Origin of the sequence: Kitasatospora sp. NPDC088779 (assembly GCF_040685395.1) — a bacterium.
Classification (GTDB): Bacteria; Actinomycetota; Actinomycetes; order Streptomycetales; family Streptomycetaceae; genus Kitasatospora.
The window spans coordinates 37,104-51,593 of the sequence record NZ_JBFBHW010000060.1; the positions used below are offsets into that span (position 1 = coordinate 37,104).

At 73.7% G+C, this 14,490-nt stretch carries 10 protein-coding genes; 6 read left to right on the forward strand and 4 right to left on the reverse strand.

All coding sequences use genetic code 11. The annotated features are described in order from the left end of the window. Positions 1–101: 101 nt before the first annotated feature. The 3 genes from AB0P03_RS35355 to AB0P03_RS35365 form a co-directional block, all read right to left on the reverse strand. Positions 102–2,396, reverse strand: a complete 2,295-nt coding sequence (locus AB0P03_RS35355; protein WP_363632677.1) for an ATP-binding cassette domain-containing protein — start codon at positions 2,394–2,396, stop codon at positions 102–104. A 188-nt stretch (positions 2,397–2,584) separates the two neighbouring features. After that, on the reverse strand, positions 2,585–2,926 hold the full coding sequence (locus AB0P03_RS35360) for a DUF5132 domain-containing protein (protein ID WP_363625554.1): 342 nt from the start codon (positions 2,924–2,926) through the stop codon (positions 2,585–2,587). Positions 2,927–3,235: 309 nt separating this feature from the next. Beyond that, positions 3,236–4,936 (reverse strand): DUF885 domain-containing protein, encoded by a 1,701-nt coding sequence (locus AB0P03_RS35365; protein ID WP_363632679.1) that lies wholly within the window; start codon positions 4,934–4,936, stop codon positions 3,236–3,238. 353 nt (positions 4,937–5,289) lie between these two features. Here AB0P03_RS35365 and AB0P03_RS35370 point away from each other — a divergent pair, with 353 nt between their 5' ends. The 6 genes from AB0P03_RS35370 (at position 5,290) to AB0P03_RS35395 (ending at position 13,123) form a co-directional block, all read left to right on the forward strand. After that, entirely contained in the window at positions 5,290–6,324 is a 1,035-nt protein-coding gene (locus AB0P03_RS35370; protein WP_363587271.1) for a beta-ketoacyl-ACP synthase 3, read from the forward strand. Positions 6,325–6,411: 87 nt separating this feature from the next. Beyond that, on the forward strand, positions 6,412–8,007 hold the full coding sequence (locus AB0P03_RS35375; protein WP_363632681.1) for an ABC transporter substrate-binding protein: 1,596 nt from the start codon (positions 6,412–6,414) through the stop codon (positions 8,005–8,007). A 74-nt stretch (positions 8,008–8,081) separates the two neighbouring features. After that, complete coding sequence (locus AB0P03_RS35380) at positions 8,082–9,044, forward strand: ABC transporter permease (RefSeq protein ID WP_363587273.1); 963 nt, start codon at positions 8,082–8,084, stop codon at positions 9,042–9,044. 7 nt (positions 9,045–9,051) lie between these two features. Further along, positions 9,052–11,001: a dipeptide/oligopeptide/nickel ABC transporter permease/ATP-binding protein gene (locus AB0P03_RS35385; RefSeq protein WP_363632683.1), complete on the forward strand. Its 1,950-nt coding sequence runs from the start codon at positions 9,052–9,054 to the stop codon at positions 10,999–11,001. Next, on the forward strand, positions 10,998–11,789 hold the full coding sequence (locus AB0P03_RS35390; RefSeq protein WP_363587275.1) for an ATP-binding cassette domain-containing protein: 792 nt from the start codon (positions 10,998–11,000) through the stop codon (positions 11,787–11,789). The genes AB0P03_RS35385 and AB0P03_RS35390 overlap by 4 nt, the downstream gene beginning before the upstream one ends. Then, entirely contained in the window at positions 11,786–13,123 is a 1,338-nt protein-coding gene (locus tag AB0P03_RS35395; RefSeq protein WP_363632685.1) for an FAD-dependent oxidoreductase, read from the forward strand. Before AB0P03_RS35390 ends, AB0P03_RS35395 begins: the two co-directional genes overlap by 4 nt. Here the strand turns inward: AB0P03_RS35395 and AB0P03_RS35400 are convergent. Further along, on the reverse strand, positions 13,113–14,207 hold the full coding sequence (locus AB0P03_RS35400; protein ID WP_363632687.1) for an alpha/beta hydrolase: 1,095 nt from the start codon (positions 14,205–14,207) through the stop codon (positions 13,113–13,115). The two genes, AB0P03_RS35395 and AB0P03_RS35400, sit on opposite strands and share 11 nt — an antisense overlap. Positions 14,208–14,490: the final 283 nt, after the last annotated feature.

The following is a 14,490-nucleotide window of genomic DNA, read 5'->3' on the forward strand; positions in this document are numbered from 1 at the left end:
TACCTCCGAGAGTGTGGGCAGGCGTGGTCGCAGGGCGCGCCGGAGCACACCGATCGCGGTGACGTCACGCGGTGGGTGCTCGGGTGGCGCGGCTGCTGCGGTCAGGCGGCGAGTTCGCCGGCCTGGAGCTGCCAGAGGGATGCGTAGAGTCCGTGCTGGGCGAGGAGTTCGTCGTGGGTGCCCTGTTCGGCCACGACGCCGCCCTTGTCCATGACGTAGATCCGGTCGGCGTGGCGGACGGTGGAGAGCCGGTGGGCGATCACGACCATGGTCCGCTCGGCGGCGAACCTCCGGAGCGTGCGCTGGATGGCGGCCTCGGTCTCGTTGTCCACGGCGGAGGTGGCCTCGTCGAGGATCACGACCGGCGCGTCCTTGAGGATCGCCCGCGCCAGGGCGATCCGCTGCCGCTGGCCGCCCGAGAGCGCGGCGCCGCGTTCGCCGATCAGGGTGTCGTAGCCGTCCGGCAGCGTCGCGACGAAGGCGTGCGCCTCGGCCATCATGGCCGCCTTGACCACGGCCTCGTCCGAGGCGCCGAAGCTGCCGTAGCGGATGTTGTCGGCGATGCTGCCGTCGAAGAGGAACGGGTCCTGGGCGACGAACCCGACCGCGTCCCGCAGGTCCCGGCGCGGCAGGTCGCGCACGTCGCGCCCGTCGAGCAGCACGGCACCGGACTCCGCGTCCTGGAAGCGCATCAGCAGCTTGGCGACGGTCGTCTTGCCGGAGCCGGTGGCGCCGACGAGGGCGGTGACCTGGCCTGCGGGAATGGTCAGCGAGAGGTCCTCCAGCACCGGCGGGCGGCCGGGGTAGGCGAAGGTCACTCCGTCGAGGACGATCTCGCCCCGCACCTTCCCGGTGTCGAGCGGTCCTCCGGTGCCCTCTGCCTCGACGGGCAGGGCCCGCAGGTGGTGGACCCGGTCGTAGGCGGCGAGCGTGCGCTGGTACTGGTCGACGATGCCGCCGAGTCGGTTCATCCGCAGCAGCACCATCTGGGGCAGCCCGATCAGCGGGCTGAACACCTCGAACGGCAGGCTGCCGTTGAGCACCGACCGGCCGCCGATCAGCAGGGTGCCGGCCATCGAGCTGGTCGTGCAGACCCGGACGGTCTCGGCGTGGCGGATCGTGCTCCGGTCGGTCCGCTCGTTGCTCTCCTGGGCCACCGCGCTCAGCCGGTCGATGCGCTCGGCCTCGTAGTCCTCGGTGCAGAAGCTCTTGACGGTGGCGCCGGCCTCCAGGCTGTTGACCAGCTGGCTGTGCAGCCTGGCCCGGTTCTCACCGGAGACGGCGTAGTCGGCCGTGACCTTCTCCTGGTAACGGAGCGACAGCCAGGCGATGACCGGGATGGGCAGGAACGCGATCCAGGCGATCTGCGGTGCCAGCAGCAGGAACACCGGCACCAGGATGGCCAGGCTGGTGCCCAGCTGGAGCACGTCGTTGGCCGAGGTGGTGAAGAAGGCGCCCAGCTGGCGGACGTCGTCGGTGAGCACGCCGGCGATCCGGGTGGTCCGTTCGCCTTCCAGGTGCCGCAGTTCGAGGTGCTGGACGTGGTCGTACGTGCGGCTCCGCCAGTCGTGCTCGATGTCCTGGCCGAGTCGGCGCCACTGGAGGTTCGAGGAGTAGGAGAGGCCCGCGACGGCGGCACAAGCGACGGCCACCAGCCCTGCCAGGCCCCAGAGTTGGGCGGACGCGGTGGTCAGACCGATGCGGACCAACGGCGCGGCCTCGCCCTTGATGAGGACCAGAGCCGTCCAGCCGAGGAAGGTGGCGAGCGCCATCTCCGAGACCTGGCAGGCGACCGAGAGCGCGGAGGCGCGGAAGAGGCGGCGGCGGTGCGGTCCGACGACCTCCAGCAGGCGGTGGCGTTCGGTTCCGGTCCCGGCCGGCTCGCCGGCCGTGTCGGCCGTTCCGCGCCAGGCCTTCCGAAGGACGGCCACGGTCGCGGTCGCGACCCCGCCGAGTGCCACCAGTTGCCTGCTCAGCGCCGACCCCCGGATCAGCGCGACGCCGGCCGCAACCCCGCCGCCGACGGCGAGGACCGGTCGCACGACGAGGCCGCGGTCCGGGCGCGGGGCCGGTGCGGCGGGCCGCGCCGACGCCGGACTCACCGTCCCGGTCGGCCCCTGCGCGACCAGGGCGACGGCCCTGCGGACGATCCGGCCGACGTCCGCGGCGCGCACCCGTGCGTCGTGCCGGACGAGGACTCCACCGGTGACCGGACTCGCCTGTGCCTCGGTGATCCCGGGGACGCGCCGCAGGGCGGCGGCGAGGATCTCGGCCGTCCGGGGCCGTCCGAGGACCGGCTTGACGTCCCAGCGCTGGCGCCCCGGGATGACCGAGCGCGGGCGCACGTCCGAATCCACGGGAAGGTTCCCGGCTGCTGCGGCCAGCAGAGATGGCATGTGTACGATCACCTGTTTGCGGAGGTCACGGATGGACCGTCATTGGGCATGACGGAGCACCGCGACAAATGGAAAGTCTGAAGGGGAAAGCGATACGGCCGACAGGGCGGCGGTAGCTGCTCGGGCACATCTTCCGAGACCGGTCGAAACATGCGCCCGAGCGACTGATCGGTCCGCGGGGCGGAGCGTCAGGGAGTCTTGCCGGCGCCGACGGTCGCGGTCGCGCGGATCTTCGGGGCCCTCGACTCGTGCTCGACCCGGTGGACGGGCTCGGTCTTCTCCTTGTGCGGGACGGGGCCCTCGGCGGCCCGGTGGTGCTCGTCGGAGGTGATCTGCGCGGCCACCATGTCGGCGGCCACCTCGGCCGCGAGGTCGTGGATTCCCTCTCCGGCCTCATGGGCCGCCTTCTTCACCTCCATGGCGATGCCGACGGACGTCTTGACGACGCCACGGACCAGCGGCTTGAGGAGCCGCTTGGCCAGCGGCGCGACGATGAGGCCGATCAGGAAGGGCGGTACTACGGGCGGCATGATGCTCCAACCTCTCTACGCAGACGGATGACAGGGGACCCCGGGGGCACTGCGAACTCCGGAGCACACACAACAGGGCGGACGGAAGCACCCATGTCCGAAATTCTTCGTTCCCGTGCCGGATTCCCTGCTGGGCCGAAAATTCCTCTGGGGTCCACCGCCCGCTCTCTGGCCACCGTAGTCGAGCCAGGTCCACCGAGAGCAAACGTCCTTGGCGGAATTCACCCGTGCGAGTGCTTTAAATCCAATCCGCCTCCACGGGTTGGAATATGCATACTCACCAAATAAGCCAATTATCCTATTTAAATATCAGGTCCCGTCCTGGGCCCCTCGTTCCACCCGTCGGCGCAACACGGGGAACGGCAGCCCGCCACCACCCAGCACGGCCTCGTGGAAGGTCCGCACCTCGAAACCGGCCCCCTTCTCGGCCTCCGCCCGGGCCCGCAACCGAACGAACTCCAGGTAGCCCGCACGGTAGGACAGCGCCTGCCCGGGCAGGTCCGTCGAGTACCGCAGCAGGTCCGAGGCGATCTGGCCGTCCGCCTCGGTGGAGTTGGCACGCATGAAGTCCCGGGCCTGCTCCAGGCTCATCGTCCCGAGGTTGAGCCCGGTGTCCACGACGAGGCGCTGCGCGGTGAATCGCTCCTGCGCAAGGCGCCCGTAGGCGTCCCAGGGGTCGTCGTAGAGGCCCATCTCCCAGCCGAGGCCCGCCGCGTACTCGGCCCAGCCCTCGTTGAAGGCGCCGAACTCGGCCACCTCACGACGCAGTTGCGGCAGCACGCGGTTCTCGGCCTGCCGGGCGAGGTGGAAGTGGTGCCCGGGGGCCAGCTCGTGGTGGATCAGGGAGGCCGCGCCGATCAGCGAGCGCCCTTCCAGACCGGAACCGTTGTAGCGGTAGCGCCCGATCGGGGCGGCCGGAGTGGGCAGCTCGTAGTACCCGAAGGTCATCCCCGCCTCCAGCGCCGGATCCAGCCGCGCCAGTCCGTACGGCGCGGCCGGCAGCACCGCGAACCAGCGCGGCAACAGCGGGGCGAGCCGGTCGAGGTAGCCGCGGTAGCGGGCCTCGACCTCCTCGGGAGTCCGCGCGTAGAGCCGGGGCTCGGTGCGCAGCCGCTCGTGGAACTCCCCCTCCGGGCCGTGGAATCCGAGGGCGGCTCGGGCCTCCCGCATCCGCTCGGCGAGCTCCCGGCACTGCTCCCGGCCGAGCTCGTGGAGCCGCTCGGGCGGCGTGTCGCCCCCGCTGTGGATCCGGACGAACTCCCGGTACGCCTCCTCCCCGCCTTCGTACCGGGCCCAGCCGACGGCCCGCGGCGCCTCGCGCAGGTAGCCCGGGTCGTCGAGGACGGCGAGCAGGCCGTCGAAGGCCGGCAGCAACTCGGCTTCCACCAGCCGCCGCACGCCGCTCCGGACCCGTCCGCGCTCGGCCGGCCCGAACTCACCGAGCCGGGCCTCGTCCACCTCCACGCGCTCCGCCACCGACGCCCGCAGGCCCGCGAGGGTGGCGCGCACCCCGGGCAGGGCCGGAGCGGGCACCCGGAAGCCGCGCGCGGCCTGCCCCGCCGCCTTGTCACCGATCGAGCCGACCACCCGGGCCAGCTCGCGTACCAGCACCAAGTACCGTTCGGCGTCCGCTGGTTCGCCGAACCGGTGGCCCCGCAGGACCACGTCGACGTACTGCGACAGCGGGAACAGCCGGTACGGCGTGGCCGCGGGCGTCAGCCAGTAGCAGCGGTGGGCGCGCACCTCCTGCTCGGCCAACCCCGCGAGGAATCCGACGGTGTCGGCATCGGTACCGGACAGCTCCGCGCCGTCGAGCGCCCGCACCCGGGCCAGCACCTCCTCGGCGAACCGCGCCCGCTCCTCGGCCTCGGCGGGCGACGCTCCGGGGAGCGTCTCGACCGGGAGCCCCTGGCGGACTCTCAGCAGTGGATCGCGCTCCAGCAGGAACTCCCAGTAGCGGTCCGCCAGATGGCTCGCCGCCCGGCCCGGCTCGTTCGTCCTCGCGCTCATGCGGCCAGTGTGGCGGTGCCGGGCCTGCCGCCCTGCCCGGTCGCCCGAAACAGCGGCCTCGGTATCCCCCGAACGGATGAGGCGGCTGGTTTCGCCCCCGGCCCGTGCGGAAGGCGACCGCATCAACCGGAGCCCCGGGATGTCACCGTGCGCACGGACGTTCTGATGAGCTTACTTGTCCCCGGTCGGCGCGCCGGGAGGGTCGGCTGTGCGTGCGCCGCAGCCGGTTCCCGGGATCGCGGCGCCCTCACCCCCCGGACCGCCCGCCGTAGCGTGCTCGGCGACCCCTGCGCCTCCGGCCGCCGCCACACCGCCCCGGAGGTCCTGATCGCGCCCGAGCGGAGCACCGTCGCATGACCGTCACCCAGGACAAGCCCCTGCACCACCACACCGGCGCGGGGTTACCCGCCCCGTTCGCCGTCGCGGGGACCGGGGTGCACCTGCCCCCGACCGTCGTCACCAACGAGCAACTGACCCGCTCCCTCGACACCAGCGACGCATGGATCACCAGCCGCACCGGCATCCGTGAACGCCGCCGCCTGGCCCCGGACCTGGCCACCTCCGACATGTGCGTCGACGCCGCGCACCAGGCCCTGGACGCGGCGGGCACCGCCCCCGCCCAGTTGGACGCGGTGATCGTCGCCACCTACACCTGGGACCAGCCCCTGCCCTCCACCGCGCTGATCGTCAAGGACGCCCTGGGCGCCCACCGAGCCCTGTCCCTGGACGTCACCCAGGCGGCCTGCGCATCCGGCGTCCAGGCCGTACTGATCGCCGCCCACCTCCTCCAGAACCCTTCCATCACCACCATCCTGGTCCTCGCCGCCGACTGCGCCTCCAGGATCACCGACCCCACGGACCGCACCACCGGCGTCTTCTTCGGCGACGCCGCGGCCGCCGTCGTGCTCACCCGCTCCGAGACCGCGGGCGCGGGCCTGCTCTCCTACGACCTGGGCTCCCAGCTCTCCTACGACGTCCAGGTCCCGGCCGGCGGCTCCCGGCTGCCCACCAGCGCATCCACCCTGGCCGCCGGCGCCCACTACCTGCGCATGGACGGCCGCTCCGTCTGGAACACCGCCACCACCCGCCTGCCCGAGAGCATCACCAGCGCCGCCCGGCAGGCCGGCGTGCCGCTCGACGAGATCCGGCACTTCTTCCTGCACCAGGCCAACCTGAACCTCCTCACCGAAACCGTGAAGGCCATGGGCGTCCCTCAGGACCGCGTCCCCGTCACCGTCGACCGGCTCGGCAACACCGGATCGGCCGGCCTGTTCACCGCACTCCACTCCACCGTCGCCGCGGGCGGCCTGCGACCGGGCGACACCTACGTCCTGTCCGGGATCGGCGCGGGCTTCCAGTGGGGCACCCTCTGCCTCCGGCACGCCTGACCCCGACCACCGTGTCACATTCGAACACTCTTACCGGGCAAGCGAGTTGACTCGCCAGTGGCGGAACTCGGTGGCACCATGACGGCCATGCCCCGTCGTACCCCGCCGCCCTTCCGGACGGCCGCCGCCACCGTCCTGGCCGCCGCACTGACCGTCGCGGTGGCCGGCTGCGGGGGCGCGGCCCGTCCCTCGACGAGCACCCCGCTCGTCGAACACGGGACCGTCCGGATCGCCGCGTCCAGCGAGACGCCGAGCTTCGACCCGTACACGGCCTTCGGCGCGGCCCAGGCCCGCTACGCCTACGACTCGCTGGTCAACGTCTCCGCCGACGCCACCCTGGTCTCCGGCCTGGCCTCCTCCTGGGAGGCCACCACCACCACGGCCGTCTTCACCCTCCGCCCGGGGATCACCTGCTCCGACGGCACCCCCCTCACCGCCACGGCCGTCGCCCGCGCACTCACCTACGCCGGAGACCCGGCCAACCAGCTCGCCGGCGCCCAGACCGTCCTGCCCAGCGTCCCGTACACCGCGAGCGCCGACGACGCGACCGGCACCGTGACGGCGACCACCACCACCCCCTTCCCGTTCCTCACCCGCACCCTCGGCCTGCTGCCGATCGTCTGCCCCGCCGGCCTCGACCGGCCCCGGACGCTGGACCGCTCCACCCGGGGCACCGGACCGTACGTGCTGACCCACTACACCCCGGGCGGGCCGTACGAGTTCACCGTCCGCGAGGGCTACACCTGGGGCCCGGCCGGCGCGACCACCGCGGAGCCCGGCCTGCCGGCCCGCCTCGTCATCTCGGTGGTGCCCCAGGCCTCCACCACCGCGAACCTGCTGCTCACCGGGGGCGTCGACATCGCGGACGTGAACGGGCCGGACCGCACCCGGCTCACCGGCCACGGCCTGTCCACCACCGACGTGGCGACCGTCGTCGGGATGACCTTCTTCAACCAGCGCCCCGGCCGGCCGCTGGCCGAACCGGCCCTGCGCCGGGCCCTGGTGTCCGCGCTCGACCGCCAGGGCCTCGCCAACGTCGCCGTCGGCGGCACCGGCACGCCCGCCACCGACTTCGGCGCCGAGGGCGCCGTCTGCCACGCCGACCTCGCGGCCGCGAACCTGCCCGCGCAGGACGCCACCGAGGCACTGCGCGCCGCCGGCTGGACCCGTGGCCCGGACGGCCGGCTGACCAAGGACGGCAAGCCGCTCCGGCTGCGCCTGATCACCAGCCCCGACCTCGGCCCCACGCTGTCACCCGTCGCCGAGCTGATGGCCCGGACCTGGACGGTGCTGGGCGCGGACGTCAAGCTGGTCACCGAGAGCCTGCCCGCGCTCGTCAACGCCATGTACCAGACCGGCGACTTCGACGTCGTGGTCGGCACCTCCCCCGGCTTCGCCCTGCCCGTCGGCTTCATCCCCTTCTTCTCCGGCCCGCCCCCCGCCCAGGGCCTCAACTTCGCGGGCGTGGCCAACCCCGAATACGACGCCCTGGTCGCCCAGGCCCTCCGGGAACCGGACACCGAAGGCTGCGCCACCTGGAACCGGGCCGCCGCCGCCCTCTTCCGATCGGCCGACGCCCTGCCGATCGCCGACGGCCGGAGCAGCGTGTACGGGCGCAGCACCACCTTCGCCACCACCTTCGGCGGCCAGCTCGTCCCCACCAGCATCCGCCTGCACCGATGACCGGGGGAACCCGCGTGACCGTACCCCGCCGTTCGCCGCCTCTGCCGCATCTGCCGCGTCTGCCGCGGCACCTCATGCCCCGCCTCCTGCGGCACCCGTGGACGGCGTTCCTCGGCCGGCGCACCGCCCGGCTGCTCCTCTCGCTCGGGGTCGTGCTCACCGCATCGTTCGCGATGATCCGCCTGGTGCCCGGAGACCCGGTCCGCGCGGCGCTCGGCGTCGACGCCTCCCCCGCCCTGGTGGCCGCACGCCGGCACCAACTCGGGCTCGACGAACCCTTCCTGGCCCAGTACCGGCACTATGTCGACGGCCTCGTGCACGGCGACCTCGGCACCTCGCTGGTCACCTCGACACCGGTCGCGGAGCTCGTCCGCACCCGGCTGCCGGCCACCCTGGAGATCGCCGGCCTGGCCTTCCTCGTCACCCTCGCCGTCGCCCTGCCCGGCGGCCTGCTCGCCGCCGTCCGCACCCGGGACGGCCGGCATCCGCGCAGCGAACTGGCGTTCACCACGCTCACCGCCGGCCTGGCCGGGATCCCCGACTTCGTCCTGGCCGCCGGGCTCACCGCGCTGCTGGCCGTCGGCCTCCAACTGCTGCCGGTGGCCGGCACGGCGGGCGCCGGGTCCTTCGTCCTGCCGGTCCTCGCGCTCTCCGTGGCGCCCACCGCCGTCCTGGTGCGCATCGTCCGGGTGGAGGCGCTGAAGGTGCTGTCCGAGGACTACCTGCGCACCGCCCGCGGAAAGCGGCTGTCACCGCTACGCCGTTACCTGCGGCACGCGGCGCCGAACATGGCCACCGCCGCGCTCACCGTCGCCGGAGGCCTGCTGCCCGCCCTGATCGCCGGCACCGTGCTGGTGGAGAAGGTCTTCGCCTGGCCCGGCATCGGTTCGGCCCTGGCGCAGTCCGTGAGCTCGCAGGACTACCCGGTGATCCAGGCGATGGTCCTGATCCTGGGCACGACCGTCCTGCTCGCCGCGCTCCTGGTCGACGTGCTGCTGGCGCTGCTCGACCCGCGCTCGACGATCCGGGAGAGCTGAGGTGCCGATGCCCCTTCCCACCAGGTACCTCCGCTCGCCCATGGCCTGGGCCGCCACCGCCATGCTGGCCTCTCTGGTCGTGCTCGCGCTGGCGGGCCCGCTCGTCTGGGGCGCGGCGGCCGACCTGCCCGACCCCTCGGCGGTGCTCCAAGGCCCCTCCACTGCCCACCCCTTCGGCACCGACAACCTCGGACGGGACCTGCTCGCCCGGGTCCTGACCGCCACCCGGCCCTCCCTGCTGCTCGCGCTGGCCGCGACCGCGATCGGCGCGAGCACGGGCATCCTCCTCGGCGCGTCCACCGCCGTCGTCGGCCCCCGCGCCCGCCGCCTGCTCGCGGCACTGATCAACCTCCTGCTCGCCTTCCCCGCGCTCCTGGTCGCGCTCTTCCTCGCGGTCGTGTTCGGCGCGGGCGCGGCCGGGGCGATGCTCGCCCTCGCCGTCGCCGGTGTACCCGGCTTCGCCCGGCTCGCCCAGACCCTCGCCGCCGCCGTCGCGGGCACCGACCACCTGGCCTCCGCCCGGGTCCTCGGCCTGCGCCGGCACCGGCTGCTGTGGCGGCACGTCCTGCCCAACATCGCCGAACCGCTGCTGCTGAGCGCGACCACGGCGGCGGGCACCTCCCTGGTCGCGCTCTCCGGGCTGAGCTTCCTCGGCCTGGGCGTCCAACCGCCCGGCTACGACTGGGGGCAACTGCTCAACCAGGGGCTCGACCGGATCTACGCACAGCCGCTGCCCGCCCTCGCCCCCGGCCTGGCCATCCTCTACGCGGCGGTGACGTTCCAACTGCTCGGCGAGGTCCTGGCCGGAGGCGCCGCCCGGCGCGACCCGGCGGACCGTACGGACCGTACGCCCCGGCGACGGATTGCGCCGAGTGCACCGAGTGGGCCGAGTGGGCCGAGTGCGCCGAGCGGGCCGAGCGGGCCCGCCGAGGACGGCCTCGTCCTCCAGGTCGAGGAGCTGAGCGTCGAACTCCCCACCCCGGACGGCGTGATCCGGCCGGTCCGCGGCGTGAGCCTCTCCCTGCGGCCGGGCGAGATCGTCGGACTCGTCGGCGAGTCCGGCTCCGGCAAGTCGCTCACCGCGCTCGCGATCGCCGACCTGCTCCCCGAACGCGCCCGGGTCTCCCACCGCACCCTCCGGCTGCTCGGCGCCGACCTGGACGCCATGACGCCGAAGCAGCGCGACCAGCACCTCGCGACCGGCCTGGCGATGGTCTTCCAGAACCCGGCCACGGCACTCAACCCGTCACTCCGGATCGCCACCCAGCTCACCGAGGCACCCCGCACCCATCTCGGCACGAGCCGCACCCAGGCCCTGCGCGATGCCGCGGACGCCCTGCAACGGGTGGCCCTGCCCCCCGCCCTGCTACGGTCACGCCCCCACCAGCTCTCCGGCGGCCAGCGCCAGCGCGTGATGATCGCCGCCGGCCTGATGATGCGGCCCGGCCTGATCATCGCCGACGAACCGACGACCGCCCTCGACACCACCGTGCAGCGGCAGATCACCGAACTGCTCTCCGACCTGCGGCGGGACACCTCCGCCGCCGTCCTGTTCATCAGCCACGACATCGCGCTCGTGAGCGGATTCTGCGAACGCGTCCTGGTGATGTACGCGGGCTCCGTCGTCGAAACCCTCCCCGCCGACCGGCTCGCCACCGCCGCCCGGCACCCCTACACCCGGGCCCTGGTCGCCTCGGTACCGGACCTCACCGTGGACCGCGACCGGCCGCTGCCCACCGTGGCGGGCGCGCCGCCCGACCCGATCGCACCCGCCCCGGGCTGCCCGTTCGAGCCCCGCTGCCCGTACCGGCAGGACCGCTGCGCCCGGGAGGCTCCGCAGCTGGACGACGTCGACGCGCTCCAGCGGGTCGCCTGCTGGTACCCCCCGCCGGCGCCGGCAGAGACGGACCGGGCGACGGAACATACGGAACATCAGGTGGAGGCGGACCCGTCATGACCAGCCTGCGGCTCTGCGACCTCACCGTCCGCCACCACGGCCCGCGCGGCCCCGTCACCGCCGTGGACCGCGTCTCACTGGAGGTCCCGGCCGGCACCACGCTCGGGCTCGTCGGCGAGTCCGGCTCGGGGAAGTCGACCCTGGCCCGCGCGATCGTCGGGCTCGCCCCCGTGCACGGGGGCCGGGTCCTCGTCGACGACCAGGACGTCCGGGTCCGTACCGTCCGTGCCCGGCGCCGGCTCGGCCGCCTGGTCCAGATCGTCCTCCAGGACCCGGACACCGCGCTCGACCCCCGGATGACCGTCCGCCAGACCCTCGTCGAGGCCGCCACCGTCTTCCAGTGGCTCGACCGGCACGCCCGTACCGAGCGCGTCGCCGCGCTGCTCGACCTCGTCGGACTGGACCCCCGGCTCGCCGGCCGCCTGCCCCGGCAGCTGTCCGGCGGCCAGCGCCAACGGGTCGCCGTCGCCCGCGCCCTGGCCGTCGGACCCGGACTCCTGATCGCCGACGAGATCACCTCGGCACTCGACGTCTCGGTACAGGCGTCCGTCCTCAACACGATCCGCGAACTCCGGCAACGGCTCGGCCTGTCCATGCTGTTCATCGGCCACAACCTGCCCGCGGTCTGCTACGTCTCCGATACGGTGGCGGTGATGCAGCGCGGCCGGATCGTCGAAACGGGCCCCACCGACGCCCTCCTGCGCGACCCGCAGCACCCCTACACGCGCGAGCTCCTCGCCGCCGTCCCCCGCCTGTCCGGCCCACCGCCCTCCCGGAGGTCCCGATGACCGTCGACCGACCCGACGCGGTGGTGGTCGGGGCCGGGGTGATCGGCACCGCCGTCGCCCTCGAACTCGCCCGCACCGGACGGCAGGTGGTCGTGGTGGACAAGGCCGGCGCGGCCGGCCACGGATCGACCGGCGCGTCCAGCGCGATCGTCCGGTTCAACTACTCCACCTTCGACGGCGTCGCCACGGCCTGGGAGTCCCTCCACCTGTGGGCGTCCTGGCCCGAGCACCTCGGGCTCACCACCGACCGCCGCCCGCTCGCGGCCTTCCGCCGCACCGGCGCCGTGCTGCTCGACGCGCCCTTCCCCGAACCCGCCGACACCGCGGCCCTGTTCGACCTGGCCGGCGTCCCGTACGAACGGTGGGACACCGCGACCCTGCGCGGGCGCCTGCCCGGGATCGACGCCGGGCGGTACTGGCCGCCGAAGCCCGTGGACGACGACGCCTTCTTCGACGGCCCGGCCGGTGAGCTCGGTGCCCTGTTCACCCCGGACGCCGGGTTCGTCGACGACCCGCAGCTCGCGGCCCAGAACCTCGCCGACGCGGCGGGCGAGCTGGGTGCGCGCTTCCTGTTCCACCGCACCGTGGTGGCCGTCGACCGGCACGCGGACCGCGTGGCAGGCCTCCATCTGGCCGACGGGGCCCGGATCGCCGCGCCGGTCGTGGTCAACGCCGCCGGCCCGTGGTCGGGAGGCCTCAACCGGCTGGCGGGTGTCGGCAGCGACTTCACCGTCGGTGTACGCCCCCTGCGCGAGGAGGTCCACCAGATCGCCGCGCCCGACAGCTCCACCACCCGCCTCACCAGCGGCCCCACCGCCCGCCCCGGGCCGGTTCCGGTCGTCGCCGACCTCGACCTCGGCACCTACCTGCGCCCGGTTGCCGGGGGCCGCCTGCTCATCGGCGGCACCCAGCCGGCCTGCGACCCACCGGAGTGGATCGACGACCCGGACGAAGCCGACCCGCGCCCCACCGCCCACCGCTTCCGGACCCAGGTGACCCGTGCGGCCCGCCGCTTCCCCGGGATCACGGTCCCCAGCCGGCCCGTCGGCGTCGCGGGCGTGTACGACGTCGCCGACGACTGGACCCCGATCTACGACCGCACCGCCCTCGACGGCTACTACGTCGCCATGGGCACGAGCGGCAACCAGTTCAAGAACGCACCGCTGGTGGGCCGCTACCTCGCGTCCCTGATCGACCTGGTCGAGGCCGGCCACGACCATGACGGCGACCCGGTCCGCTACCGCTGCGAGCACACCGGCAACGTCGTGGACCTGGGCGCGTTCTCCCGCCGCCGCCCGGTCCGGACCGGCTCCGCCCGCACGGTCATGGGCTGAGGGTGCGCAGTTCGCTCACCAGATCCGAGACCACCCCGACCACGAACCCGGGCTCCTCGGTCGGGAAGTCATGGCCGGTTCCCGTCGGCGTGTGCACCACCCGGGAAGCGGTCGACGCCGCCAGGTAGCGGGTTCGGGCCCCGAGGTAGAAGCGGGCCATCCGCTCGGTCTCGGCGGCGTCCCCGGCGGCGGCCAGCACCGTCTCCCCTCCCGTGAGGTCGCGGGGTATGACCAGCACCAGCGGCAGGTCGCCGAGGTCCCCGTCGTAGACCACGGTCTCCCAACCCACCTCCGCCAGGCCGACGGGCGAGAGCTCCGCGAAGATCGACGCGGCGGCGCAGTACTGGCCGGTCCGACTGTCCCGGCCCCGGCCCCGGCCCCGGTGAACACCGAACAGGTGCCGCACCGCCGTCAGCAGGAACTCCCGGCGCATGCCCGCGACCAGCCGATTGGGCGGCGCGAAGGCGATGACCTCCAGGGGCGTCGGATCCAGCAGCACGAGTCCGGCCACCACGTCCGGCCGCCGCCTGGCGGCATTCGCGACCAGCAGCCCGCCGAAGGAATGGCCGACGAACACGTACGGGGCCCGCTCCCCCGCCGCCTCCAGCGCGGCCACCAGCTCCTCCGCCTCGGCCGCCGTCGTCCTCGGGAAGGGCCCGACGTCACTCCAGCCCGAGCCGAACCGGTCGACCAGCACCGAGCGGGTCCGGGCCGCCATCATCGCGTGCAACTGCCCGAACTCCTCGCCCGGCGCGTGCCCGCCCGGCATCCAGACCACCGTCGGCCCATCCCCGGCAACCCCCTCGGCGAGGACGTGCATCCGGCGTCCGCCCACCCCCACCAGCCGCCCCGGCGCCCCGCCCGCCCCCGCGCCCCGGCCGACCAGCACCAGATGCCGCACCGCGCCGACCGCCAGCACCACACCCACAGTCACCACTAAGCACCCGAGCGCCACCACCCATCCCGCACCGCCCCCGACCAGCCCGACCCCCACACCCACCACCAGCACCGCGACCGGCACTCCCGCCCAGTCCCGGCTCAGCGACGCGAGCAGGGCATCCGCCACCCGTCCGTTCCGGCGCATCGGTCCTCCACGGCATCCGAGAGGCGACCTCTCCCCTTGTTCTTCCCCCAGCCGCCCACCCCGACGCGCCCCCACGAACACACCTTCGACACAGCAGGCCCTGCCCGCCCTGCGCCACACCCACCGCGCGCCCCGCCGCCGTGTCGCTGCCCATCGGAGAGGAGCCGGCCACCAGGCCACATCTCCACAAATGCAGAGAACCCCCATCCGGTTTCCCGGATGGGGGTTCTCTGTGAATGATTGTTCGGCGGCGTCCTACTCTCCCACAGGGTCCCCCCTGCAG